Source organism: Pseudazoarcus sp. NS36 (assembly GCF_059703705.1).
In genome coordinates this window covers 241,795-266,093 of record NZ_BAAKJA010000001.1, presented here as the reverse complement: position 1 = coordinate 266,093, position 24,299 = coordinate 241,795, and the positions used below count along the sequence as shown (strand labels likewise).

Below are 24,299 nucleotides of genomic sequence, written 5' to 3'. Positions count from 1 at the left end.
GTTCAGCGCCCGGTCGGACGAAGATCGCAGCAATGCAGCTCGAAACGGCCCGCACGCCGGTCTTCAAAATAGTGGCGCAGAGTGACTTCGATGGTGCGGAAGGCCAGGGCAGACCAGGGGATTTCGTGTTCGGCGAACAGCGCGACATCCAACGATTCTTCGCCCGCCGCGAAAGCCGGTTCGGGCAGTCGCGCGCGATACATCAGGTGCACCTGGTCGATGTGTGGAATGCTGATGAGGGTGAACAGATCGCCGATTTCGACGTTGGCACAGGCCTCTTCCAGGGTTTCACGGACTGCGCCCTCAGCCGTGCTCTCGCCGTTTTCCATGAAACCGGCAGGCAGCGTCCAGAAACCGTGGCGTGGTTCGATGGCCCGTCGGCACAGCAGGATGCGATCGCCGTATTCGGTCACGGTGCCGACGACCAGCTTGGGGTTGGAGTAATGAATGCTGCCGCAGTCGCCGCAGACATGACGTGGCAGGCTGTCGCCAGCCGGGATGCGCAGGCTCACGCCAGCGCCGCAATGGGAACAGAAATTCATCTTGGATCGACAGGGTACGAGCGAGCCTGATTTTAGCCCCTCCTCACGCTGATTTGCGTGCGAGGGTGCAAGCTCAGGATAATCGGATAAAGTCGATGTGGCGTGCCTTACCCACTTACCCGGATATGGAAGGTATGGAGCCTGTAGACAAACTCATCGAAGCCGGGCGTGGCAAGTCGGCATTCGAACTGCTGCATGCCTCCGGGCGCCTGCCGTCACCACGGGGGGCCGCGACGCGCGTGATTCAGCTGACGCGTCAGGACGAGGTATCCATTCCGGAGCTGGCACGTGCCATCGGCGGCGACCCGGCATTTGTCGGACGCGTGCTCAAGGCGGCCAACGGATTGCTCAACGGGACGCGTCGCCCGGTACTGTCCGTGGCCGAGGCGCTGATGGTGCTCGGTGTGCCCGCCGTGCGTGCACTGGCGACGGGGTTTGCGCTGTTGTCCGATCACCGCAAGGGGCGCTGCTCGGCATTCGACTATGAGCGTTACTGGGGATCGTCGATCGCGCTGGCGCTGGGCATGCAGGTCGTCGTGGGATACACGCGTGCTGCGGCCAGCGACGAAGCGTTCAGTCTCGGTCTGCTGATGCGGGTCGGAGAGCTGGCGCTTGCCACCGTCTATCCCGATGAGTATGCGGGGCTGCTGGATCAGGCATTCACGGACCGCGAGCGGATGCTTACGGCCGAGAAGGAGGCCTTCGCCATCCATCATGGTGAACTTGGTGCCGAGATGGTCGAGCATTGGGGCGTGCCGTCGATCTTCAGCCAGGTACTGCGCCATGCCGATTGCCCGGAGCAGGCCGGTTTTGAGCTGGGCAGCCGGCGCGGCCGCCTGCTCGAGTCCGTGATACTTGCGCGCATTTTTTCTGATTTCTGTCTGGCCGGGGATGCGCGCCGTACCGAACTGCTCGAAGCCATGCAGGCTCGCGGCGAGGCGCTCGGTATCCTGCGGGAAGAAATGCTCGCCGATGCGTCGCGCATGTTCAGCCTGTGGGTCGAATGGATGGAGCTGTTGCAGCTTGACCCGCAGGTGTCACTCCGCTTCCCCGACATTTCGGTGCCTGATCCCGTCACCGTGTCTGCTCCGCAGGCGCACGTCTTGTCACAATCCGACCGCGGCCGGGAACGCCTGGCCGTTCCGGTGGCACCCGACAAGCCGCTGGTGCTGGTGGTTGATCGTGAGAGCGGACGCCGCCGCCAGGTGGTCGAGTTGCTGAAGGCCGAGGATTGCTCGGTGGTTGAGAGCGGGGATGTCAGCGACGCGCTTGAGTTCGCGCTGGAGTTGCAGCCACACATGATGGTGCTGGGCTGTACCGATGCGAGTTGCGAGGTCAAGGATCTGGTGGGGGCGCTGCGGCGCACCAGCGCCGGTCGGGTGATGCATTTGCTGTTGCGGGTGGTCGAGCGCAGCGATGAGGCCCTGGTCGTGCTGCTGGAGGCTGGCGGCGACGATGCGGTGCCGATGGATGTGGTGCCGCGGCTGCTTCAAGCGCGTCTGCGGGCAGGTCTGCGCGAAGTGCGCCTGCAGCGTGAGCTGGAGCATGATCGTCAGGAACTGCATGGCTTTGCGGCGCAATTGGCGATCACCAACCGGCGCTTGCAGGACATGGCGCTGACCGACCCGCTGACGGGGTTCCACAATCGCCGCTATGCCATGAACCGCCTTGAGCAGGAATGGGCGGTAGCCGAGCGCAGCGGCCGACCGCTGTCGTGCTTGGCAATCGACGTCGATTACCTCAAGGAGATCAATGATCGCTTCGGTCATGACGCCGGCGATGCGGCTCTGACGCATGTGGCGCATACGCTGCGCAAGGCCTTGCGCGTGCATGACGTGATCTGCCGCATTGGTGGCGACGAGTTTCTGGTCATCTGTCCCGGTGCGGATCTGGAGTCCGTGCGGGCGGGCGCGGAGCGCGCGCGTCGTGCCGTACGTGAAACGCCGCTCGATTTTGCGGGGGTGCTGGCGCCCTTGAGCGTGAGCATCGGAGCTGCCGAACTGCGTCCTGACGTGGAGAATGCGGCGGCCTTGATCAAGCTGGCCGACCAGGGGGCTTATGTGTCGAAACAGGGTGGTCGCAATGCGATTCACGCTGTTCAGCAGCCCTGATCCGCGCTGCTCAACCCTGATGCTGCTGTGGCTTTTTTGCCAAGCGCGGATGTATCCGGTTGTGTTTGGTGAGAAATCACTTTAAGTTCGGGCCGTACGCATTTAAAAGTGCCGACATAGTTGAAGCGAAGCGATTACCAGGACGAAATCCGCGAACTCAATCTTGCGTATCTGATGCTCGCGCAGAAGATGCTGCGTGAGGATCGTGAGACCGCAATGTTCCGGCTCGGTATCAGCGATGCAGTGGCTGATCTGCTGATCGCGATGTCGGCTGCACGCCTGGTACGCATGGCCAGCAGTCAGATGGTGTTGCCGGCGTTTCGCTTTGACGACGTATTGCTTGCGGGGCTGCTCGCAGGGGAAGGAAGGGATGCCGCCAGCTCGAGCATCCACGCCGCCATCGTGGCGGCCAGCAAACCGACGGATGAATCGTCGTGAGGAACCGGAAATGAAGAACAAGAGCGTGATTGCTGATGCCGAGGACGTCCGTCGGGCCGTCGAGATGGTGAGCCTGGGGGCTCGCATGCAGATGCTGGAGGCCGAAACCGGTCTCAGTCGTGAGCGTTTGCTCAAGATCTACAAGGAGGTGCGCGGCATGTCGCCTCCCAAGGGCATGCTGCCGTTCTCTACAGACTGGTTCATGGCCTGGCAGCCGAACGTGCATGGTTCGCTGTTCATGGCCTTTCACGCTTATTTCCGTCAGCGTCCGGGCCTCAGCGGGCTGGATGCCGTGATCAAGGCCTACCACCTGTATCTGGATCACATCGACGCCGCTGCGCTGGAGCCGGTGTTGAGTATCACGCGGGCGTGGACGCTGGTGCGCTTCTTCGATGCCGACATGATGCAGCTCGCGCAGTGCGGCAGCTGCGGCGGCAAGTACGTCGCCCATGCCTATGACCCGGTGCACGATTACACCTGCGGTCTGTGCAACATGCCTTCACGCGCTGGCAAGGGCAAGAAGCAGGGCAAGGTCAGCATCAATGCGCGCGCCGTACGCGGTCAGGCAGCGCTGGTGGACTGATCATCTGCCGGTTCGTTAAAAAAAGCCGCCTTCGGGCGGCTTTTTTTGGGTCAAGTTTCCACGGGTACTACCGTTACTTTAAGATACCGTTCCCGGCTAGGCGTGCGCTCCGGGGTTTGTTTGTGCATGTAGCGGTCGAGGTGTCTGGGTGCTTCTACTCGTCGGATATGTAATCGTTCTGTTGTCCTCGATCGGCACCTATGCGGTGCACGGCAGCCTGATGGCCCTATGGGTGCCGCTGGAGTACATCGCCATCTTCGGTCTGATGGTCGGTGGCTTCGTCGCCGGCAACTCGCCCCGCATCATGAAATCCACCCTTGGAGCGCTGCCCAGCGTGCTCAAGGGGCAGCGCTACAACAAGGCGCTGTACATGAACCTGCTGGCGTTGATGTACGAGGTGCTGGCCAAGGTTCGCAAGGAAGGCCTCATGGCCATCGAGGCCGACATCGAGAATCCAGAGTCGAGCACGCTGTTCTCCAAATATCCTGACGTGGTGGCTGACCACCACGCTGTCGAGTTCCTCACCGACTACCTGCGCATGATGGTTGGCGGCAACCTCAATGCCTTCGAGATCGAAGCCTTGATGGACGTCGAGATTGAAACCCACCACCATGAGGCACAGGCACCCTCCGACGTGATGGCCAAGGTCGGTGACGCGCTGCCGGCCTTCGGTATTGTCGTGGCGGTGATGGGGGTGGTTAACGTCATGGGCTCGGTGGGTGAGCCCCCCGCAGTACTGGGCAAGATGTTGGGTGGGGCGTTGGTCGGTACCTTCCTCGGCATCCTGCTTTCATACGGATTTGTGCAGCCCATCTCCAGCCAGCTCGCGCAGCGCGTGGAGGCGGAAGGCAAGGTGTACCAGTGCATCAAGGTCGTGCTGCTGGCCAGCATGAATGGCTATGCGCCGCAGGTTGCAGTGGAATTCGGCCGTAAAGTGCTGTTTGCCGCTGACCGTCCGAGCTTCCTCGAGCTTGAGGAAGACATCAAGAGCCGCAAGAAGTGAACATGAGCGACGTGCGTCGGACTTCTTCCGCGACGTCGGCCTGAGCGATGAGCGACGATACCCAGCAGCCAATCGTTGTCCGCCGTGTGAACAAGGGCGGACATGGAGGCCACCACGGCGGGGCGTGGAAGATCGCGTATGCCGACTTCGTGACGGCGATGATGGCCTTCTTCCTGCTGTTGTGGCTGCTGGGTTCCACCGCGGACGGTGACCTCAAGGGTATTGCCGATTTCTTTCAGAGTCCGCTCAAAGTCTCCCAGAGTGGCGGCAGCGGCGCAGGTGACAGTTCCAGCATCATTCCCGGCGGAGGCGAGGACCTTTCGCGCTCGGTCGGTCAGGTCAAGCGCGGTGACGTGGAGCCGCAGCGCCGCATGATCAACCTCGAGGCCGCGCGCGCGCGCGAAGCCGTGCCGGTGGATATCGAGGGACAGGATTCGCGCGAGCGCGCGCGACTGGTGAGCATGAAGGGGCGCATCGAGGCCCTGATCGAGGCCAACCCCAATCTGCGTGCTTTTCGCGACCAGATCCTGATCGACATCACGCCGGAGGGCTTGCGCGTGCAGATCGTCGACGAGCAGAACCGGCCGATGTTCGACCTCTCGAGTGCTGAGTTGCGTCCACATACGCGCGAGTTGTTGCGCGCCATCGGACGCGCGCTCAACGACTTGCCCAACCGTTTGAGCCTGTCCGGCCATACCGATGCCAAGCCGTTTCCGGGTGGAGACCGCGGTTTCTCCAACTGGGAATTGTCGGCCAACCGGGCCAATGCCTCGCGCCGTGAGTTGATTTCCGGAGGCCTGGATCCGGCAAAGGTGCTACGCGTGGTCGGCTTGGCCGAGACCATTCCGTTCAATGCCGACGACCCGTTCGATCCGTCGAACCGGCGCATCACCATCATCGTCATGAACAAGCGCACCGAGGACGCCGTGCTCGGCATAGCGCCGGACCCGGCGGACGATTCCGGAGAAGGTGCGCCGGATCCCGATCCGGAGAGTTTGCTGAACTCCATCGAACGGGCCAGGTAGCCCGCTCAGACCATCAAGGATACAAGCGCATGAGCATTCAGGATCGCAGGACGGGGGTGGCACAGTCCGGTACGCGATCGCCGCTGCCGGCAGCGGGATCGGCGCATGCCGGAGGAGCTCGCGAATTTGCGTTTTCCTCGGAGGACTTCGAGCGTATCCGCAAGCTGATTCACGATCACGTCGGGATTGCGCTGTCGCCGGCCAAGCAGGACATGGTGTACAGCCGACTGACGCGACGGCTGCGTCTGTGCGGCGAGACCACCTTTGCGGGCTATCTGGCGCGCCTGGAGCGGGATCGCCCGGAGTGGGAGGCCTTCGTCAACTCGCTGACGACCAACCTCACCTCGTTCTTTCGCGAGGCGCACCACTTCGACATCCTGATCGAGCAGTTGCGCGCCATCGGTTCTGCGCGTCGCAGCAGCATCTGGTGCTGTGCGGCGTCTACCGGCGAAGAGCCGTATTCGCTGGCGATTGCGGCCTGTGAGGCCTTCAAGACGCTCAATCCGCCGGTCACCATTCTGGCGACTGACGTGAATACCGAGGTGCTGGCGACGGCGCGGCGCGGCATATACGAACAGGATCGTGTGGCACGCATGTCGCCGGCGCGCATGCAGCAGTTCTTCACGCGCGAGGCCGATGGTTGCGTCAAGGTCAAACCGGAATTGCAGCGCCTGATCACCTTCCGCCCGATCAATCTGCTGGAGACCAACTGGGGGGTGCGCGGCCCACTGGATGCGATTTTCTGTCGCAACGTCATGATCTATTTCGACAAGCCGACGCAGTACGCCATCCTCAAGCGTTTCGCGCCCCTGCTCGGGCGGGATGGTTCGCTGTATGCCGGTCACTCCGAAAGCTTCCAGCACGCTGCAGACCTGTTCCGTCTGGTCGGGCGGACCGTATATACCCCGGTGGTGTGAGATGAGTACCTCGCGCGCCAAGCCCCGCACTCATGTCTGCATCGGCGCTTCGACCGGCGGAACCGAGGCCGTCAAGGTGGTACTGCAGGGCTTTCCCGCAGACATGCCACCCGTGCTGATCGTGCAGCACATGCCGGAGATGTTTACCGGCACCTTTGCCAAACGGCTCGACAGCGTGTGCGCGATCCGCGTCAAGGAGGCCGAGGACGGCGAGCGCGTGCAGCGCGGCACGGCCTACATCGCGCCCGGGCATTCGCATTTGTCGGTGCGTAAAACGGGCGGGCAGTTGGTGTGCGTGCTGGAGCGCAGCGATCCGGTGAACCGGCATCGGCCCTCGGTTGACGTGTTGTTCCGTTCGGCGGCACGAGAGTTCGGGGATGCCGCGGTCGGCGTGCTCCTCACCGGCATGGGCAAGGATGGCGCTGACGGTCTGCTGCAGATGCACCGTGCCGGCGCCTGGACCATCGCCCAGGATGAAGGCTCCAGCGTGGTGTACGGCATGCCCCGCGAAGCGGTTGCGCTGGGGGCTGCAAACGAGGTTTTGCCGCTTGGCGAAATTGCCTCGCACGTGTTGCGGCATACCGGTTTCATCTGGGGCGCACAATCGACTAAAGAAATCGGATCCATCGACCGATAAGTAGTCAGACACAGTGGTCGAAGCACGGCGCGGCGTGGCCTGCGAGGCATCCGACCCCTTGAATCAGACCGCTCAGCGCGGAGAGTGAAATGTCAAACCTGTTCAGCAATATCGAGGCGCGTACGCGTCTGGCCGGCACGAACAAACTGGAAATCCTTTTGTTCACGCTGGGTTTTGACGCGCGCACGGGGCGCAAGGAAACCTTCGGCATCAACGTCTTCAAGGTGCGCGAAGTGATGCGAACCCCGGAGATTACGTCCGCTCCCGAGATGCCCGACTGTGTAGAGGGCATGGTGAGCCTGCGCGGTACGCTGGTGCCGGTGGTGGATCTGGCCAAATACGTCGGGATCAACGCCGATACGCCGCGCGGCATCATGATCGTGACCGAGTACAACGGGCATACCCAGGGTTTTCTGGTCGAAGCGGTCGACACCATCCTGCGGCTGGACTGGGCGCAGATGCGCGTGCCGCCGGAAATGCTGACGGCCAAGATGGGCGGTCTGGTGACTGCCATCACCGAACTCCCCGACAATCGTCTGGTAATGATGCTCGACGTCGAGAAGGTGTTGGCCGAAACCGCCAAGTACGACGAAGACATGCTGTTCAATGGCATCGAGCCGGTCGAGGACGAGCGCATGGTGGTCTTCGCCGATGACTCGGCGGTGGCGCGCGGGCAGATCGAGAAGACCCTCAACGTGCTCGAGATCAAGTACGTCAGCGCCATCAACGGGCGTCGTGCGGTGGAGGAACTGCAGAAGATCGCCGCCCATGCGCAGGCCACGGGCCGCAGCGTGCGCGAGCTGGTCAGCGTGATCCTCACCGACGTCGAGATGCCCGAGATGGATGGCTACATCCTGACCAAGACGATCAAGTCCGATTCCCGCTTTGCCGGTATCCCGATCGTCATGCATTCATCGCTGTCCGGCATGTCCAACCAGACGTTGGGTAAATCGGTCGGTGTTGACGAATACGTGTCCAAGTTCGAACCGCAACGGCTCGCCGCTACCCTGCGCCGCATGATTGCCGAAAGCCGTCCGGACCGGAAATGAGGAGTGATCATGTCTGAAAACAAAGGTACGCCGAGCGCCCTGTTTGATGCCGTCGATGCACGGGCCAGTCTTGCCGGTTCCAACCGGATGGAGATCCTGCTGTTTTCGCTCGGGACCGGGGAGACCTTCGGCATCAACGTGTTCAAGGTCCGTGAAGTGTCGGCAACGCCTTTCATCACGCGTTCGCCCAACATGCCGACCGGCGTGGAGGGTTTGATCTCGCTGCGTGGCAACGTGATTCCGGTGCTGTCTCTGGCCAAGATCATGGGCCTGGCTGGTCCCGACAGCGATCTCGGCAGCTCCATGATGGTGACCGAGTACAGCAAGCGCACGCTGGGCTTCCTCGTCAGCGAGGTGGACCGCATCGTGCGCGTCGAATGGGATCGGGTACGCGCGCCGGACAACATGGGCGGCTCCTCCGGCAACAGTTACATCACCGCCATTACCGAACTGCAGGACGGCACGCTGGTGTCGATCGTGGACGTCGAGACGGTGCTGGCCAACACCTTCGGAGAGGCGGTGGTCGGGGCCATTGCGCCGATCCATGGCGGTCATGACCGCAACGTCTTCTTCGTGGATGACTCGGCCGTGGCGCGCCGCAAGATCACCGAAGTGCTCGACAAGCTCGGCGTCAAGCACAAGCACGCCGTCAACGGTCTCGAGGCCTGGAACCGGCTGGACAACATGGCGGCGCATGCGCAGCAGGTCGGACGTCACGTCGGCGATGAAGTCGATGTGATCCTGGTCGACGCCGAAATGCCTGAAATGGACGGCTATGTGCTGACGCGGCGCATCAAGACCGACAACCGTTTCGAGGGAATTCCCGTGGTCATGCACTCCTCGCTGTCTTCGCAGGCCAACCGTGCGATGGGCAAGCAGGTCGGGGTGGACAGCTACGTGGCAAAATTCGACGCTGACGCGCTGGCCGATACCTTGCGGCCCCTTTTGGTCCGGGGCCATTGAACACTTGTGGCCAGCACGAGATAACGGAGAACTGAATGTCTGACCCCAAGATGAAATTCCTCGTCGTAGACGATTTTTCGACCATGCGCCGCATCGTGCGCAACCTGTTGAAAGAGCTCGGCTACACCAACGTGGACGAGGCCGAAGACGGGCTGGTGGCCCTGCAGAAGCTTGAGGCCGGTGGTTTCGACTTTGTCGTGACCGACTGGAACATGCCCAACATGGACGGCCTGACGCTGCTGCAGAACATCCGCAAGACCAATTCGCTGAAGCATCTGCCGGTGTTGATGATCACGGCGGAAGCCAAGAAGGAAAACATCATCGCGGCCGCGCAGGCGGGCGCCAGCGGCTACATCGTCAAGCCCTTCACGGCCGCTACGATGGCCGAGAAGTTGCAGAAGATCTTCGAGAAGATGGGCCAGTAAGCGCGCCCCGCGACGGGTGGTGAGCAAGGTAGGGGAGCCTCAGAATGACCAGAAAACAGAAAACGGACGAGATCGGCGACAACGACGACCTGCAGGCGCTGTTCGACAGCATCGCCTCGGACGTATCGGAACCCGAAGCCAAGCCCGCCCCGGCAGCACCGGCGGCGGCCGCTTCGGGCAGCGATGACGACAGTCTGCAGGCGCTGTTTGACGAAGTCTCGGCGACCTTCGAGACAGTTGCCGCGCCTGAGACATCCACGTCCGCCGAAGCTCCGCTAGGGGAAGGTGCCGAAGAGGGTGGGGAGGTCTTCAACCGCATCGGCCAGATGACCCGTCAGGTGCACGACACCTTGCGCGCCCTGGGCCTGGACAGCGAATCCCTCACCGATGCCGTGCAGGGCATTCCTGACGCGCGCCAGCGGCTGAGCTACATCGCGCACATGACCGAACAGGCCGCTTCGCGCGTGCTCAACGCCACGGATCTGGTCCAGCCGCTGCAGGACAAGATGCTCAGCGATGCCGAGATGCTCGAGACGCGCTGGAACCGTCTGTTCAACAACGATCTGTCGGTTGAGGATTTCAAACTGTTGGCAGGTGAGACGCGTGATTTCCTTGGTCAGGTTCGCTCCACCGGCGAGGCTACCAACGCGCAGCTGATGGAAATCATGATGGCGCAGGATTTTCAGGATCTGACCGGCCAGGTCATCAAGAAGGTGGTGGATCTGGCCCAGGCGCTGGAAACCGAGCTGCTGCAATTGCTCATTGAGACCATGCCGGAAGAGAAGCGCCCGGCGGCCAAGAACGACGGGCTGATGAACGGGCCGGTGATGGATTCCAGCCGCTCGGATGTCGTCAATACCCAGGAGCAGGTCGATGACCTGCTCGACAGCCTCGGATTCTGATCCGGACCGAGGCGATGCGTCCGGGACCGCAAGGGCCGGACGCCCAGATGAAGCGAGACGATCATGAGTGATTTCGCGGGAATGGAAGATCTGCTGCAGGACTTCCTGATCGAGGCGGGAGACCTGCTGTCGGGTGTCGACAACAAGCTGGTCGATCTCGAACGCACGCCCGACGACAAGGGCCTGCTGAACGATATCTTCCGGGGCTTCCACACCATCAAGGGCGGTGCCGGCTTCCTCAATGCCACCGAGCTGGTGGCGCTGTGCCACCTCACCGAGAACCTGTTCGACAAGCTGCGTACCGGCGAGATCCAGCTCGAACCCGAGATCATGGACGCGATCCTCGAAGCGACCGGAACGATCCGCGACATGTTCGGCCAGCTTTCGCAGGGCGTTCAGCCGTCAGCGGCCGATCCGGGGCTGATGGAGCGTCTGGGCATGGCCATCGACGGCAAGCTCGGTTCCGGCGCTGCGCCGGCGGCTGCAGCGCCGAAGAAGGTCGCCAAGGCCAAGCAGGCTGAGGGCGCAGCGGGCGATCCTGATTGGGAGCTGCTGCATGCTGCAGCGACCGGCGGTGAAATGGCCGTGACCGTATCCGAGGAACAGCGGCCCCCGGAAGAAGTCATCCAGCAGGCACTGGGCCGTCGCGCCACGGACCGTCCCGGCGGCGGCGGACCGGTCGGTCGCCGAGAGACCGAACGCCAGCGTGATACCTCCATCCGCGTCGATACCGCGCGCCTCGATCAGGTGCTGAACCTGTCGGGCGAGATCGGCCTGACCAAGAACCGTCTGAATGCGCTGCGCAGCGACATCCTGTCCGGCCGTACCGACAACGAGACCCTGCATGCGCTTGATCTGGCCGTGAGCCAGCTCGACCTGCTGGTGTCCGATCTGCAGAACGCGGTGATGAAGACCCGCATGCAGCCGATCGGGCGCTTGTTCCAGAAGTACCCGCGCATTGCCCGTGATCTGGCACGCAACCTCGGCAAGGACGTCGAGCTGGAACTGGTCGGCGAGGAAACCGAGATCGACAAGACCATGATCGAGGATCTCGGCGATCCGATCATCCACCTCATCCGCAACGCGGTCGATCACGGCGTCGAAGACCCGGCCGAGCGCCGAGCCAACGGCAAGCCGGTCAAGTCGGTCGTGCGGCTTGAGGCGCGTCAGGAAGGCGATCACATCGTCATCCTGGTGGCCGATGACGGTCGTGGCATGAGCGCCGAGCGTCTGCGCGCAAAGGCGCTGGAGAAGGGCCTCATCACCGATGAGGAAGCCAACTCCATGGATGAGCGCCAGAGCTATAACCTGGTGTTCCTGCCCGGTTTCTCGACGGCCTCGACCCTGACCGATGTGTCCGGCCGCGGTGTCGGCATGGACGTGGTGCGTACCAACATCCAGAAGCTCAACGGCAGCATCGAGATCACCTCGCAGCCGGCCAAGGGTACGACCTTCGTCATCAGCCTGCCGCTGACCCTGGCGATTCTGCCGGTGTTGCTGGTGCGCCTGGGTGAGCAACCCTTCGCGGTGCCGCTGTCGATGGTGCGCGAGATCCTTCCGATCAGCGGGGACGACATCCGCGAGGTCGGCGGCCGTGCAACCATGGTGATCCGTGGCGAGGTCCTGCCGGTGCTGCCGCTGGCCGGCCTGCTGGGCTGGCCGCTGTCGCAGCGCCCGCAGTATGGTGTGCTGATGCACACCGCCGAGCTGTCCTTCATTCTCGCCGTGGATACCTTCGCAGGTCGCGAGGATGCGGTGATCAAGTCGCTCGATGACTTCCGCCCGAAAGGTGTGGCGGGCGTCACGACCTTGGCCAACGGTCAGATCGTGCTGATCCTCGACATGAAGGAACTCCTTGGCAGCGCAGGCGACCAGCGCGGCATCTCGCGCAAGTTGCTGGTGGCGCCGTCGTCTTCAGCGGCAGCGCCCAAGCAGCTGCCGTCGCCAACGGCGAGCTGAGGCGGGCTGAAGCAATAAAAACGGGGCCTCGTGAGGCCCCGTTTTTATTGCGGTCGAAAAATGCTCAGGCAGTCAGTTTGAGCAGTTCGGCAAAGGCAACGTCGAACTGTCGCAGGCCTTCCTCCTGCAACTCCTCACCGACCGCGCTCAGATCAATGCCCTGCGCCGACAGGGCACGCAGGCAGGCCTCGGCTTCGTCCACGCCCTGTTCGAGCGTGTTTGCTACGCGACCATGATCGCGCAGCGCGCTCAGCGTCGCATCGGGCAGCGTGTTGACTGTTTCAGGGCCGATCAGCGGCTCGACATACAGCAGGTCGCTGTATTCCGGGTTCTTGGTGCCGGTGCTGGCCCACAGCATGTACTGAGGGCGGGCGCCGTGTGTTGCGCAGTCGGCAAAGCCGGCTCCGTAAAAGCGCTCGCGATAGCTTTGGTAGGCGAGTTTGGCGATGGACACCGCCGTTCGGCCGCGCAGGGCCAGGGCCTCGCCACCGAGAATCTCCAGTCGCTTGTCCACGCGCGAATCGACGCGCGACAGGAACAGGCTGGCCACCGACATCACGATGCGTGGGTCGCCTCCCACCGCGATCCAGCGGCGGATACCGCGCTCATAGGCCGCCGCGACTTCATCGACATGATCGAGCGAGAACATCAGCGTGACGTTGACGCTGATGCCGCGCGCGATGAGGTTTTCGATGGCTTCAATGCCCGATTGCGTGGCAGGCACCTTGATCAGCAGGTTGGGGCGTGCCACGGCGGCGTGCAGGCGCTCCCCGGCCGCCAGCGTGCCTGCAGCGTCATGCGCCAGTGTGGGCGACACCTCCAGGCTGACATAGCCGGCGTCGGCGTGGCTCTCGCGCCAGGTCGGCAGCAGCAGGTCACACGCGCGCTGCACATCGGGGATCACCAGTTGTTCGTAACGCTCTTCGGCGGTCAGCGGCTGTTCGCGTAGCCGCGCGAGGTCGTCCTCGTAGTAGCGTCCGTCCGCGATGGCCTTGTGGAAGATCGCCGGGTTGGTGGTGACGCCGGAAATGCCGTCGTCCATCACCAGCCGTTCGAGATGGCCATCATTGAGCAGCGTGCGCGAAAGATTGTCGAGCCAGGCCTGCTGGCCGTGTTGCTTGAGCTGGAGCAGCGGGTTCATGAATCGTCGGGAGTGCAAGAGATGGGGCTGTCATTGTGCCGCGATTCCGTTACAGCCGATAGACGGCTTTCCGCGCGCAGGCCCTCCAGCACACGCATGAAGTCCGCCGCTGGCGGGGCTTCGATGTGTACGCGCCGGCTTGTTACCGGATGTGCAAAACACAGTGCTGTGCACGCCAGCAACATGCGTGCGCTGCCGTAACGCTGCGCGATCATGCGGTTGTGGTGCCCCTTGCCCCAGGTGCTGTCGCCGATGATGGGGTGGGCGATGTGCTTGAGGTGACGTCGGATCTGGTGCCGGCGGCCGGTCTGCGGCTCGAGTTCGAGCAGTGCGTAGCGGCTGCTCGGGTAGCGGTCCACGAACACCGGCAGTTCAAAGGTTTCGAGCCGGCGATAGTGCGTGACGGCCGCCTGCAGCGGGCCGTCTGTGCGCGTTGAACCGGCTTCGTCGTCGCGGCGTACCAGGGCGTGGTCGATGCAGCCGGACTCGGCCGGGTGGCCGCGTACGACCGCGAGATAGCGCTTGTCGACCTCGCGCTGCTCGAAGGCCGTGGAGAGCCTTGCGGCGACCTCGCGCTCGAAGGCGAACAGCAGTACGCCCGAGGTGCCCTTGTCAAGACGATGCGCGGCGTACACGTGGCGCCCGGTCTGGTCACGCACCATCTGCAGCGCAAAGCGTGTCTCGTGGCGGTCCAGCATGGAGCGGTGCACCAGCAGGCCGGAGGGCTTGTGCACGGCGACGAGCAGATCGTCCTGGTACAGGATATCGAGCATGGGCAAATGAAAATGGCCCCTTGCGGGGCCATTCGTCCTGAGTGCGCCGGAAATCAGCTGGCGAAGTTCTGCGCAGCGAAGTCCCAGTTGGCGAGGTGGTTCAGGAAGGTCGCGACGAAGTCCGGGCGACGATTGCGGAAGTCGATGTAGTAGGCGTGCTCCCACACGTCGATACAGAGCAGGGCCTTGTCGCCGGTGGTCAGCGGGGTGCCGGCGGCGCCCATGTTGACGATGTCGACCGAACCGTCGGCCTTCTTCACCAGCCACGTCCAGCCCGAGCCGAAGTTGCCTACGGCCGAAGCGGCAAAGGCCTTCTTGAAGTCTTCGAAGGAGCCCCACTTGGCCTTGATGGCGTCGCCCAGCGCGCCGGAAGCTTCACCGCCGCCGTTCGGCTTCATGCTGTGCCAGAAGAAGGTGTGGTTCCAGATCTGCGCGGAGTTGTTGTAGACGCCGCCGGCCGGAGCCTTCTTGACGATGGCTTCGAGGTCGAGGTTCTCGTATTCCGTGCCCTTGACCAGGTTGTTGAGGTTGGTCACGTAGGCCTGGTGATGCTTGCCGTAGTGAAACTCCAGCGTTTCTTCGGAGATGTGCGGAGCCAGGGCGTTCTTGGCGTACGGAAGGGGCGGAAGCGTGTGTTCCATGAGTCTCTCCTTATGGGTTTGCGAGGGATTTCGTCAGCGCGAAAACCCGACCATTCTAGTAGGGAAAGCCGCGTCAAGACAATCCCGGGTCCGGCGCTTTGCCGCGCTCGGCGGCACGCACTTCAGCCTCGATGCGTCCCTGTGCGACTTCGATCGACAGTATCGCGCCCGCTGATACGGTTGCGGCGTCGCGCACGATCGCGCCGCCCGCGTCGCGTGTGATGCTGAAGCCGCGCGCGAGAGTTGCCGCCGGCGAGAGGGCTTCGAGGCGGGCGGCCAGTGCGTCCAGCCGTTCCTGACGTGGGCTTGTGATGCGGCTTGCCGCGAGCTGCAGTCGTTCGGCCAGGCGTCGCTGCAACAGGGCCGCATCGGCCACGCGCGGGCGGGCTGTGCGCAGACGCTGGTCGAGCGTCTCGGCGCGGCCGCGTTCGCGTTCAATGCACCGGACAACGCCTTGTCTCAGCGCCTGCTCCAGTCGCCCGACGTGTTCACCGGCGCGCGCCAGCCGCTCCTGCGGGTGCACCAGACGCAGTGCGGCCCGATCGAGTCGTTGCGTTGCCGTATCCAGTTGCCGCTCCAGGCTACGCATGAGGCTGCGCTGCAGCGACTGCAGCTCGGTTGCGGCCGCGTGATAACCGGCGCTGGCCAGTTCGGCTGCGGCGGTCGGGGTGGGGGCACGCAGATCGGCAGCAAAGTCGGCAATCGTGAAATCGGTTTCGTGCCCGACGCCGCTGACCACGGGGATCGCGCAGCGGCGTATGGCGCGCGCAAGGGCCTCGTCATTGAAGGCCCAAAGGTCTTCCAGGCTGCCGCCGCCACGGACGACCAGCAAGGCTTCGATGCCGTCACTTGCGGCGCGGCGCGAGGCGGTTTCGATGGCCTGAACGAGCTGGGTCGGGGCGCTGTCGCCCTGTACCTGGGCCGGGTACAGCACGATTTCGATGCCGGGGGCGCGGCGGACGAGGGCGGCCAGCACATCCTGCCAGGCGGCCGCGGCGGGCGAGGTGACTACGCCGATGCAGCGCGGGTAGCGTGGCAGCGGCCGTTTGTGGGCGACGTCGAACAGGCCCTCGGCTTCGAGCTTGAGCTTGAGCTTCAGGAAGGTTTCGAACAGGTTCCCGGTGCCGTCGGCACGCAGGCCGTCGATGGCCAGCTGAAAGTCCCCGCGCGGCTCGTACAACGTGACGCTGGCACGGGCCTCGACGCGCATGCCGTTGTCGAGCCGGAACGGCAGTGCTTGTGCACGATTGCGCCACATGGTGCAGCGAACCTGGGCGTTTTCGTCTTTCAGCGTGAAGTACAGATGGCCGGAAGTCGGACGCGCGAGGTTGGAGACCTCGCCGACGACCCGCAGCAGCGGAAAGCCGTGTTCGAGCAGGCTGCGCGCCTGGCGATTGAGGGCGCTGACGCTGATGGGAGTGTCTGCCGGGGGTGGCTCGGGTGTGTCGTGCATGGCGCCATTCTAACGGCCCCGAACCGTTACGCCGTTTGATGAAAGTTCATGAAAAACAATGGGATTTGTTTAACTCACTGAAAAATAATGTGTTTTTTCTGTTGCGCAAAGATGAGGCGAGTCAGCCAAGGGCTTGATCGAACCGGGGTTTTTGTTCTTGTGCCCGAATCTTCCACACACTTGTCCACAGCTTCTGTGGATATCCCGTACCGCGCTCGAAATGATCTGCGGATATCACGGATTTGATGCATGCCGTCGTATGCTAGGGTTGCCGCGTGACCTTGAGCCTGCAGGCAGGCTTGGCGGCCACGGGAGGAGACAAAGAACGCACCGGACGCCTCCGCGTCCGCCGCAGACAGGAGAACCAAAAATGAAAATCGGTCGCATTCTGTGCGCTTCGGCGCTGGCGCTGATGGCGCCGCTCGCCGCAGCGCAAAGTCAGCTGTCCATCGCCACGGGCGGTACGGGCGGTACCTATTACCCGCTCGGTGGCGGCATCGCGGAGCTGATCAACAAGCACATGCCGGGCTACAAGGCGGTTGCGGAAGTGACCGGTGCCTCGGTCGAGAACATGGGCCTGATTGCGCGCCGTGACTCTGACGTCGCCTTTGCGCTGGCCGATACGGTCTACCAGGCCTACAACGGCACGGGCCGTTTCGACGGCCGCAAACTGCCGGTGCGGGCGATTGCGGCGGTGTATCCGAACGCGGTACAGATCGTCACGCTGGGCGACTCGGACATCAAGTCGCTGAAGGATCTGAAAGGAAAGCGTGTTTCGGTGGGTGCGCCGGGTAGTGGTACCGAGGTCAACGCCAAGGCACTGCTTGAAGCCAATGGCCTCAAGTACGAAGACATGACGGTGCAGCGCCTGAACTTCAACGAAACCGCCGATGCGCTGCGCGATGGCCAGATCGACGCCGGCTTCTGGAGCGTGGGTCCCCCGACCAGCTCCATCCTCAACCTTGCCGCAACGCGTGACATCAAGCTGCTGTCGCTGACGGCCGAGGAGATCGCCAACGCACGCAAGGCCGAGCCGGTCTTCGCTGCGTACACGCTGCGCAAGGGTACCTATGACAAGGTCGGCGACGTGGCGACCATCGGTATCCCCAACGTGCTGGTGGTCAGCGCCGAGATGTCCGATGAGGTGGCGCACGCCATTACCAAGCTGATCTTCGAGCGCACCGCGGATCTTATTGCCATCCACCCGGCGGCCAATGACACCACGGTGGACTTCAGCCTCGGTTCTTCGCCGATTCCGCTGCATCCGGGCGCCATCCGCTACTACGAGGGTGCCGGCCACAAGGTGCCGGACAACCTCAAGCCCTGAGCCCGGGCGGGCGCCGCGCGTGCTCAAGCGGTGCTGCGCCCTGTGGCTGCTGTCTTGGACGGGCTTCGCTCAGGCGGGGCCCGTCTTGCTTGAGGTGGCGAATTCCGCGGGCGTCGTGGCGCAGCGATTTGCGCTGCAGCCGGACCAGCGCTGGTGTCTGTTGTGGAATCATTCCGTAGCGGGCTTTACCGTGCGTGACTGTTTCGTCTGGCGTCCGCCGCAATTGCTGCTGACCGACAGTCATCAGCCTGATTTCGCTGCCGGCCTCGGTCACATCGAGGGGCGCGGCGTGCAGCGCAGTGACGGCGCCGGGGGCTACATCATTGACGGCATCGACCAGCCGCTGGCGGGCAACCGGCTGCCCTTGCGGGTGGGCTCGCGGGCCGTGAATCACCGAATTGAAATCGACGGGCGCGTGCATTCGCTGAGTGCTGCGCACGCCGGTGAGCGAATCGAACTAAGGGTGGTCGGGCCGGCCGCCGTCTTGGAGTCAGAGCAATGAGTGAAGAGCGTCCGTCGCCCGTCAAGGAGTTCGCCGGAGGTCCGCCGCAGCCGCGCCCGATCCTGTGGCTGATCACGCTGGTGGCGGTCGCGCTGTCCTTGTTCCAGCTCTACACCGCCGGCTTCCAGACGTTGGGTCTGTTCTACCAGCGCAGCATCCATATCGCTGCGATCATGATGCTGGCCTTTCTGATGTTTCCGTTGTTCGGCCAGCGCGAATGGTCGCTCAAGGGCGTGGCTGGTGCGCTCATCGACGTGGTGTTCTTCGGCTGTGCCGTGCTGACCGGCGCCTATCTGAGCATCAATCTCGACGACATCATCAACCGCGCCGGTTTCTGGAACACCACCGATATCGTGGTCGGCAGCATCGCCATCGTCACGGTGTTGGAGGCCAGTCGCCGAGCCGTCGGTCTGGGGCTGACCGTGATCGGCATCATTGCCGTGCTGTACGCCTTTGCCGGCCCGCGAGGCGAGCTGCCCTGGCTGGGCGAGTGGTTGCCGGGCATCCTGGCGCATCGCGGCTACACCTTTGATCGTGTGGTCGGGCAGCTCTACCTCGGGCAGGAGGGGCTGTTCGGTCTGCCGCTGGGCGTCGCGGCAACCTTCATCTTCGTCTTCGTGCTGTTCGGGGCGTTTCTGGAAGTGACTGGCGCCGGGCGATTCTTCATCGATCTGGCCTATGCGGCCACCGGGCGCCAGCGCGGCGGCCCGGCCAAGGCGGCGGTGATTGCCTCGGCCGGCATGGGCTCGATTTCGGGTAGTTCGATCGCCAACGTCGTCACCACCGGTGCCTTCACCATTCCGTTGATGAAACGTTTGGGCTACAGCCGGGAACAGGCGGGCGGCGTGGAGGCCGCGGCCAGCACCGGCGGGCAGATCATGCCGCCGCTGATGGGCGCCGGCGCCTTCCTGATGGCCGAATACACGCGCGTGCCCTACATCGACATCGTCAAGGTCAGCATCCTGCCGGCCATCATGTACTTCGCCACGGTCTATCTGTTCGTGCATTTGATTGCGGTCAAGCAGGGCATGAAGGGCCTGCCGGCATCCGAACTGCCTACGGTGCGTGAGGTAATGCGTTCGGGCTGGTACTACCTGATTCCGCTTGCGGTGCTGATCTATCTGCTGGCCTTGCATACGTCGCCGATGCGGGTGGGCTTTTACGCCGTGACGTCGGTGGCCGTGGTGGCCGCCATACGACATCTGTCCTGGGCGTTCTGGCAGGGGCCGAAGCAAGGGCAGAGGGTCAGCGGCGCGATGCTCGGCGGCTTGGTGGTCAAGGCTGGGCAGGGCCTGATCCATGCATTGTCGCTGGGCGCACGCAACGCGGTGGCGGTGAGCATGGCCTGCGCGGTGGCTGGCCTCATCGTCGGGGTCGTGGGACTGACCGGGCTGGGCTTGAAATTCTCGTCGATGATGATGGCGTTTTCGGGCGGCAACATCGTGCTGGCGCTGCTGATGGTCATCATCGCCAGCCTGATCCTGGGCATGGGCTTGCCGGTGACGGCGGCCTACATCGTGCTGATCGTGCTGGTCGGGCCCGCGCTGACCACCGAGTTCGGCATTCCGCTGCTGATCGCGCACCTGGTGGTGTTCTGGTATTCGCAGGATTCCAACGTTACCCCGCCGGTGGCGCTGGCGGCCTTTGCCGGGGCGGCCATCGCCGGTGGCAAACCGATGGCCACCAGCGTGCAGGCCTGGAAGTTTGCCAAGGGGCTGTACCTGATCCCGTGCTTCATGGTGTTCAACCCCGAACTCATCATGGGCGGGCCCTGGCCGATCGTCTTGTGGACCGTGATCATCGCCTTTACCGCACTGGCAGCATTCGCCGCAGCGCTGGAGGGGTACCTGTTCGGGCCCATGGATATCGTTTCGCGCCTGCTCATCGTGCCGGCCGTGATCGCCATCTTCTGGCCCAGCTTCACCGTTGAAGTCGCCGGTTTTGTCGGCATGGTGCTGGTGCTGGGCTTCAACTGGTGGCAGTCGCGTCGCCATCCGGTTACGACATGACGCCGGCACCCTTGCCGTTCGGGGGTGTGGGCGCTAGAGTGGCCGCTTTCCGATTGGGGAGCATGCGCGCGTGATCGCGATCATCGAGGCATCCGGTTGGCCGATCTGGCCGCTGTTGTTCACGTCCATCATCGCCGTGGCGTTGATCATCGAGCGCTCCATCACCTTGCGTCGCGTGAAGGTGGTGCCGCCCGACCTGCTCGAAAAGGTGCTCGACGACCTCGCCCGCAACGGCGCCAGCCCCGGCATGGCCGACCGTGTGGCGGCGCATTCGCCGCTGGGCCGCGTGCTGGCCGCCGGCCTGCGCAACGTCAACAGCTCGCGCGAGATCATGAAGGAGGCCATTGAGGAAACGGGTCGCGCCGTGGCCCACGATCTGGGCCGCTACATGACCACGCTGGGCACCATCGCCGCGGTCAGTCCGCTGCTCGGACTGTTCGGCACCATCATCGGCATGATCGACATCTTTGCCTCGCAGGGGGCTGGCGGCGCCAATCCGCAGCAGCTCGCGCAGGGCATCTCGATCGCGCTCAATACCACCGGCTTCGGCCTCATCATCGCCATTCCGGCGACCATTTTCTGGCGTCACTTCCGTGCATTGGTCGATACCTTCGTGATCGACATGGAGCAGCAGGCCATCCGTCTGGTCGAAGTGGTGCACGGCGAGCGGGCGCGCTGACGGAGCCCGGCATGAACTTCCAGCGCGGCGTCCAGCACGAGCAACCCGAGGTCAGCCTGATTCCGCTGATTGACGTGGTGCTGGTGATCATCATTTTCCTGATGCTGACCACCACCTTCACGCGCGTCTCCGGCTTGCAGATCAACCTGCCAACCGGCGACGGCGAGCCCGCCGAGATCCAGCCCAAGGAAATCTCCGTGGCGGTCACGCCGGATGGTGACATCCTCGTCAACGGCCGCGCCGTCGGTGCGCGCGACGTGGTGTCGATTGCCAAGGCGCTGGGCCAGGCCGTGCCGGCCGAAGACGCAAATCCCATCGTCGTCATCAGTGCGGACGCCCGCGCCACGCACCAGAGCGTGATCGACGTGATGCAGGCTGCGCAGCGCGCCGGCTTGCCGCAGATTACCTTCGCGATCCAGACGCCGGAGCAGTGAGGCCGCGCGCATCTCTGCTGTCGACATGAGCGCCCAGCGCCCGCCTTATTGGAGTTGTAGCGGTGGCGTTGCGCTGCTGCTTGTGCCGCTCTCCCTGATTTTCATGCTGCTTGCCGCGCTGCGTCGCGCGATGTACCGCGTCGGTATGCTGCGCGTCGAGCGGCTGCCGGTACCGGTCATCGTCGTCGGCAATATCGCGGTCGGCGGCAGCGGCAAGACGCCGGTGGCGGTCTGGCTGGCAGAGCAGCTGCGTGAAGCGGGATTTCATCCGGGCATCATCAGCCGTGGCTATGGCGGCACGGTCGAATCAGTGGCACTGGTACCGGCTGATGGCGCGGCGACGCGTTTTGGTGATGAACCCGTGTTGCTGGCGCGCCTGACCGGCTGCCCGCTGGCGGTCGGACGGGATCGTCCGGCGGCCGGGCGTGCCTTGCTGGCGGCGCATCCGGACGTGGATGTGCTGATTTCCGATGACGGCCTGCAGCATTACGCGCTGGCGCGTGATGTCGAGATCGTCGTGGTCGACGAGCAGGTCATGGGCAATCGCCTGCCTTTGCCGGCCGGGCCGCTGCGTGAAGGCCTGGGCCGCCTCGCGCAGGCCGATCTGGTGCTGGCCCACGGTGCGCTTTCGGCCCGCCTGCGTTCTGCGGCGGGCAATGTCCCTGTCGCGTCGATGCGGCTCAGCGGGGAAACGCTGGAGCGCATTGATGGTTCTGAATGCCGTCCGCTGACCACGTTTGCCGGCCAGCGTGTGCATGCCGTGGCCGGGATCGGACGCCCTCAGCGCTTCTTCGAACAGCTCGCGGCCGCCGGGCTGGAGGTCATCCCGCATGCGTTTCCCGACCACCACGCTTATTCGCCGGCAGACCTCGTGTTCGATGAGGTGGCGCCGAAAATCCTCACTGCCAAGGATGCGGTAAAATGCGCGGCATTCGCGCCATCGGACACGTGGGTTTTGCCGGTGGTTGCAAGCATCGACGCGACCGCGTCGCAACGCATCGTGGAGAAGCTGACGCATGGAATCCCGCCTGCTTGACATCCTCGTCTGCCCGCTGTGCAAGGGGCCGCTCGACAACCTGCGCGAGGAGCAGGAATTAGTGTGCAAGGCCGACCGTCTGGCCTTCCCGATCCGTGACGGCATCCCCGTGATGCTCGAGGACGAAGCCCGTGCCATGACCGCCGAGGAAGTCGAGGCGGTGCGGAAGCGCGGCGCATGACGCATTTTCGCGTCGTGATTCCGGCGCGTTTCGCTTCGACACGCCTGCCCGGCAAGCCGCTTGCCGACATCTGCGGAAAGCCCATGATCGTGCGCGTGATGGAGCGCGGCATCGCCTCCGGTGCAGCCGAGGTATTGGTGGCCACCGACGACGAGCAGGTGCTCGCCAGCGTGCAGGCGGCCGGTGGTCAGGCGCTGATGACACGAGCCGACCATCCCAGCGGCACTGACCGGCTGGCCGAAGTGGTCGATGCGCGCGGCTGGGGAGACGACGAGATCATCGTCAACGTGCAGGGTGACGAACCGCTGATCGATGTGGCCTTGATCCGTCTGGTGGCCGAAGCGCTGGCGGACGATCCGGAAGCCTCGATCTCGACCGCGGCGCACGCCATCCACGACGCCGAGAGCTTCTTCAACCCGAATGTGGTCAAGGTGGTGTGCGACGCGCGCGGCCACGCGATGTATTTTTCGCGGGCTCCGATTCCGTGGGCGCGCGATGATCTTGCGCAGAGCCGGGCCGCGCTGCCGGCCGGCTTGCCGGTGCTGCGTCACGTCGGCATCTATGCCTACCGCGCCGGCTTTCTGAAGCGCTATACCCGGCTCGCGCCTTCGCCGCTGGAGCAGTGGGAAGCGCTGGAGCAGCTGCGGGCGATGTGGCATGGCCATCGCATCGCGGTGCGCGTGGTCGACGAGGCCCCGGCCGCCGGGGTGGATACCCCCGAAGATCTGGCACGCGTACGCGCCGTTTTCGCACAGGAACAATGAACCGGTGGTCGCCTTGAGCGGCTGGCGGCAATACAACGCGGCCGCAAGAGGCGGACCGCGCAACAGGGAGGTTGTATGCGACTGATTCTTCTCGGACCGCCGGGCGCCGGCAAAGGCACGCAGGCCAGCTTTATCAAGGAGCGCTTCGGCATTCCGCAGATTTCCACCGGGGACATGCTGCGCGCCGCCGTGCGCGATGGCACACCGCTCGGCATCGAAGCCAAGAAGGTCATGGATTCGGGTGGTCTGGTGTCGGACGACATCATCATCGGACTGGTCCAGGATCGCCTCATGCACAACGATTGCTCCAACGGCTACATGTTCGACGGCTTCCCGCGCACCCTCCCGCAGGCCGACGCGATGAAGGACGCCAAGGTCGCGCTCGACTTCGTGTTGGTGATCGAGGTGGATGATTCCGAGATCGTCGAGCGCATGAGCGGTCGCCGCGTGCACCCGGCCTCGGGCCGCACCTACCACGTCAAGTACAACCCGCCGAAAGTGGCCGGCAAGGACGACGTCACCGGCGAAGACCTGATCCAGCGCGACGACGACCGTGAAGAGACGGTCAAGAAGCGCCTTGAGGTCTATCACGCCCAGACCAAGCCGCTGGTCGAGTATTACAGCCAGTGGGCAGCCTCGGGCGATGCCGCGGCGCCGAAAGTGCGCAAGATCGCCGGCGTTGGTGCGGTCGACGAGATCACGCGGCGCGCAATGGATGCGTTGAAGTAAGGCGCTTTCGCGGGTTGTGACCCGACCCGCAAGCGGTGCAGGTTCCAATCGGCAGGGCGCTTCAGCCCTGCCGTTT

26 protein-coding genes are annotated in these 24,299 nt (G+C 63.8%); 21 read left to right on the top strand and 5 right to left on the bottom strand.

Annotated features, from left to right (window positions below):
• Positions 1 to 2 precede the first annotated feature (2 nt).
• Positions 3 to 542: an NUDIX hydrolase gene (locus AC6H0R_RS01255; protein WP_497579522.1), complete on the bottom strand. Its 540-nt coding sequence runs from the start codon at positions 540 to 542 to the stop codon at positions 3 to 5.
• A 134-nt stretch (positions 543 to 676) separates the two neighbouring features.
• On the opposite strand from AC6H0R_RS01255, the gene AC6H0R_RS01250 reads away from it, so the two are divergent.
• The 12 genes from AC6H0R_RS01250 (at position 677) to AC6H0R_RS01195 (ending at position 12,554) form a co-directional block, all read left to right on the top strand.
• Positions 677 to 2,653 (top strand): sensor domain-containing diguanylate cyclase, encoded by a 1,977-nt coding sequence (locus AC6H0R_RS01250; RefSeq protein WP_497579521.1) that lies wholly within the window; start codon positions 677 to 679, stop codon positions 2,651 to 2,653.
• 120 nt (positions 2,654 to 2,773) lie between these two features.
• Positions 2,774 to 3,091, top strand: a complete 318-nt coding sequence (flhD, locus tag AC6H0R_RS01245; RefSeq protein WP_497579520.1) for a flagellar transcriptional regulator FlhD — start codon at positions 2,774 to 2,776, stop codon at positions 3,089 to 3,091.
• Positions 3,092 to 3,101: 10 nt separating this feature from the next.
• Positions 3,102 to 3,674: a flagellar transcriptional regulator FlhC gene (gene flhC, locus AC6H0R_RS01240; protein ID WP_497579519.1), complete on the top strand. Its 573-nt coding sequence runs from the start codon at positions 3,102 to 3,104 to the stop codon at positions 3,672 to 3,674.
• A 148-nt stretch (positions 3,675 to 3,822) separates the two neighbouring features.
• On the top strand, positions 3,823 to 4,677 hold the full coding sequence (gene motA / locus AC6H0R_RS01235; protein ID WP_497579518.1) for a flagellar motor stator protein MotA: 855 nt from the start codon (positions 3,823 to 3,825) through the stop codon (positions 4,675 to 4,677).
• Positions 4,678 to 4,724: 47 nt separating this feature from the next.
• Positions 4,725 to 5,702, top strand: a complete 978-nt coding sequence (motB, locus tag AC6H0R_RS01230; protein WP_497579517.1) for a flagellar motor protein MotB — start codon at positions 4,725 to 4,727, stop codon at positions 5,700 to 5,702.
• A 29-nt stretch (positions 5,703 to 5,731) separates the two neighbouring features.
• A complete protein-coding gene (locus AC6H0R_RS01225; protein ID WP_497579516.1) occupies positions 5,732 to 6,619 on the top strand; it encodes a CheR family methyltransferase in 888 nt (295 codons plus the stop codon).
• Between the two features lies 1 nt (position 6,620).
• A complete protein-coding gene (locus tag AC6H0R_RS01220; RefSeq protein ID WP_497579515.1) occupies positions 6,621 to 7,256 on the top strand; it encodes a CheB methylesterase domain-containing protein in 636 nt (211 codons plus the stop codon).
• Positions 7,257 to 7,345: 89 nt separating this feature from the next.
• Positions 7,346 to 8,305 (top strand): chemotaxis protein, encoded by a 960-nt coding sequence (locus tag AC6H0R_RS01215; RefSeq protein ID WP_497579514.1) that lies wholly within the window; start codon positions 7,346 to 7,348, stop codon positions 8,303 to 8,305.
• A gap of 9 nt (positions 8,306 to 8,314) precedes the next feature.
• On the top strand, positions 8,315 to 9,268 hold the full coding sequence (locus AC6H0R_RS01210; RefSeq protein WP_497579513.1) for a chemotaxis protein: 954 nt from the start codon (positions 8,315 to 8,317) through the stop codon (positions 9,266 to 9,268).
• A 35-nt stretch (positions 9,269 to 9,303) separates the two neighbouring features.
• Positions 9,304 to 9,693, top strand: a complete 390-nt coding sequence (gene cheY, locus AC6H0R_RS01205) for a chemotaxis response regulator CheY (RefSeq protein WP_497579512.1) — start codon at positions 9,304 to 9,306, stop codon at positions 9,691 to 9,693.
• Positions 9,694 to 9,737: 44 nt separating this feature from the next.
• Positions 9,738 to 10,595 carry a protein phosphatase CheZ gene (cheZ, locus tag AC6H0R_RS01200; RefSeq protein WP_497579511.1) on the top strand — a complete coding sequence of 286 codons (858 nt, stop codon included), beginning with the start codon at positions 9,738 to 9,740 and terminating at the stop codon, positions 10,593 to 10,595.
• Between the two features lie 63 nt (positions 10,596 to 10,658).
• A complete protein-coding gene (locus AC6H0R_RS01195; RefSeq protein WP_497579510.1) occupies positions 10,659 to 12,554 on the top strand; it encodes a chemotaxis protein CheA in 1,896 nt (631 codons plus the stop codon).
• A gap of 64 nt (positions 12,555 to 12,618) precedes the next feature.
• Here the strand turns inward: AC6H0R_RS01195 and tal are convergent, their stop codons facing one another.
• The 4 genes from tal to xseA all read right to left on the bottom strand — a co-directional run bounded on the left by tal (position 12,619) and on the right by xseA (position 16,562).
• Positions 12,619 to 13,695: a transaldolase gene (gene tal / locus AC6H0R_RS01190; RefSeq protein WP_497579509.1), complete on the bottom strand. Its 1,077-nt coding sequence runs from the start codon at positions 13,693 to 13,695 to the stop codon at positions 12,619 to 12,621.
• Complete coding sequence (locus AC6H0R_RS01185; RefSeq protein ID WP_497579508.1) at positions 13,692 to 14,468, bottom strand: pseudouridine synthase; 777 nt, start codon at positions 14,466 to 14,468, stop codon at positions 13,692 to 13,694. Before AC6H0R_RS01185 ends, tal begins: the two co-directional genes overlap by 4 nt.
• A 53-nt stretch (positions 14,469 to 14,521) precedes the next feature.
• On the bottom strand, positions 14,522 to 15,109 hold the full coding sequence (locus AC6H0R_RS01180) for a superoxide dismutase (protein WP_497579507.1): 588 nt from the start codon (positions 15,107 to 15,109) through the stop codon (positions 14,522 to 14,524).
• Positions 15,110 to 15,182: 73 nt separating this feature from the next.
• Entirely contained in the window at positions 15,183 to 16,562 is a 1,380-nt protein-coding gene (gene xseA / locus AC6H0R_RS01175) for an exodeoxyribonuclease VII large subunit (RefSeq protein WP_497579506.1), read from the bottom strand.
• 370 nt (positions 16,563 to 16,932) lie between these two features.
• Between xseA and AC6H0R_RS01170 the strand changes: the two genes are divergently transcribed.
• The 9 genes from AC6H0R_RS01170 to adk all read left to right on the top strand — a co-directional run bounded on the left by AC6H0R_RS01170 (position 16,933) and on the right by adk (position 24,223).
• The gene (locus AC6H0R_RS01170) at positions 16,933 to 17,889 is read left to right on the top strand and encodes a TAXI family TRAP transporter solute-binding subunit (RefSeq protein ID WP_497579505.1); all 957 of its coding nucleotides are present in this window, start codon (positions 16,933 to 16,935) and stop codon (positions 17,887 to 17,889) included.
• Between the two features lie 94 nt (positions 17,890 to 17,983).
• Positions 17,984 to 18,391, top strand: coding sequence for a DUF1850 domain-containing protein (locus AC6H0R_RS01165; protein WP_497579504.1), 408 nt, complete (start codon positions 17,984 to 17,986; stop codon positions 18,389 to 18,391).
• On the top strand, positions 18,388 to 20,400 hold the full coding sequence (locus tag AC6H0R_RS01160) for a TRAP transporter permease (protein ID WP_497579503.1): 2,013 nt from the start codon (positions 18,388 to 18,390) through the stop codon (positions 20,398 to 20,400). Before AC6H0R_RS01165 ends, AC6H0R_RS01160 begins: the two co-directional genes overlap by 4 nt.
• A 70-nt stretch (positions 20,401 to 20,470) precedes the next feature.
• Positions 20,471 to 21,079, top strand: coding sequence for a MotA/TolQ/ExbB proton channel family protein (locus AC6H0R_RS01155; RefSeq protein WP_497579502.1), 609 nt, complete (start codon positions 20,471 to 20,473; stop codon positions 21,077 to 21,079).
• Positions 21,080 to 21,090: 11 nt separating this feature from the next.
• Positions 21,091 to 21,513 (top strand): ExbD/TolR family protein, encoded by a 423-nt coding sequence (locus AC6H0R_RS01150; RefSeq protein ID WP_497579501.1) that lies wholly within the window; start codon positions 21,091 to 21,093, stop codon positions 21,511 to 21,513.
• A gap of 25 nt (positions 21,514 to 21,538) precedes the next feature.
• The gene (gene lpxK / locus AC6H0R_RS01145; RefSeq protein ID WP_497579500.1) at positions 21,539 to 22,549 is read left to right on the top strand and encodes a tetraacyldisaccharide 4'-kinase; all 1,011 of its coding nucleotides are present in this window, start codon (positions 21,539 to 21,541) and stop codon (positions 22,547 to 22,549) included.
• Complete coding sequence (locus tag AC6H0R_RS01140; protein ID WP_497579499.1) at positions 22,530 to 22,730, top strand: Trm112 family protein; 201 nt, start codon at positions 22,530 to 22,532, stop codon at positions 22,728 to 22,730. Before lpxK ends, AC6H0R_RS01140 begins: the two co-directional genes overlap by 20 nt.
• Positions 22,727 to 23,494: a 3-deoxy-manno-octulosonate cytidylyltransferase gene (gene kdsB / locus AC6H0R_RS01135; protein ID WP_497579498.1), complete on the top strand. Its 768-nt coding sequence runs from the start codon at positions 22,727 to 22,729 to the stop codon at positions 23,492 to 23,494. Before AC6H0R_RS01140 ends, kdsB begins: the two co-directional genes overlap by 4 nt.
• A gap of 75 nt (positions 23,495 to 23,569) precedes the next feature.
• On the top strand, positions 23,570 to 24,223 hold the full coding sequence (gene adk / locus AC6H0R_RS01130; RefSeq protein ID WP_497579497.1) for an adenylate kinase: 654 nt from the start codon (positions 23,570 to 23,572) through the stop codon (positions 24,221 to 24,223).
• Positions 24,224 to 24,299 lie beyond the last annotated feature (76 nt).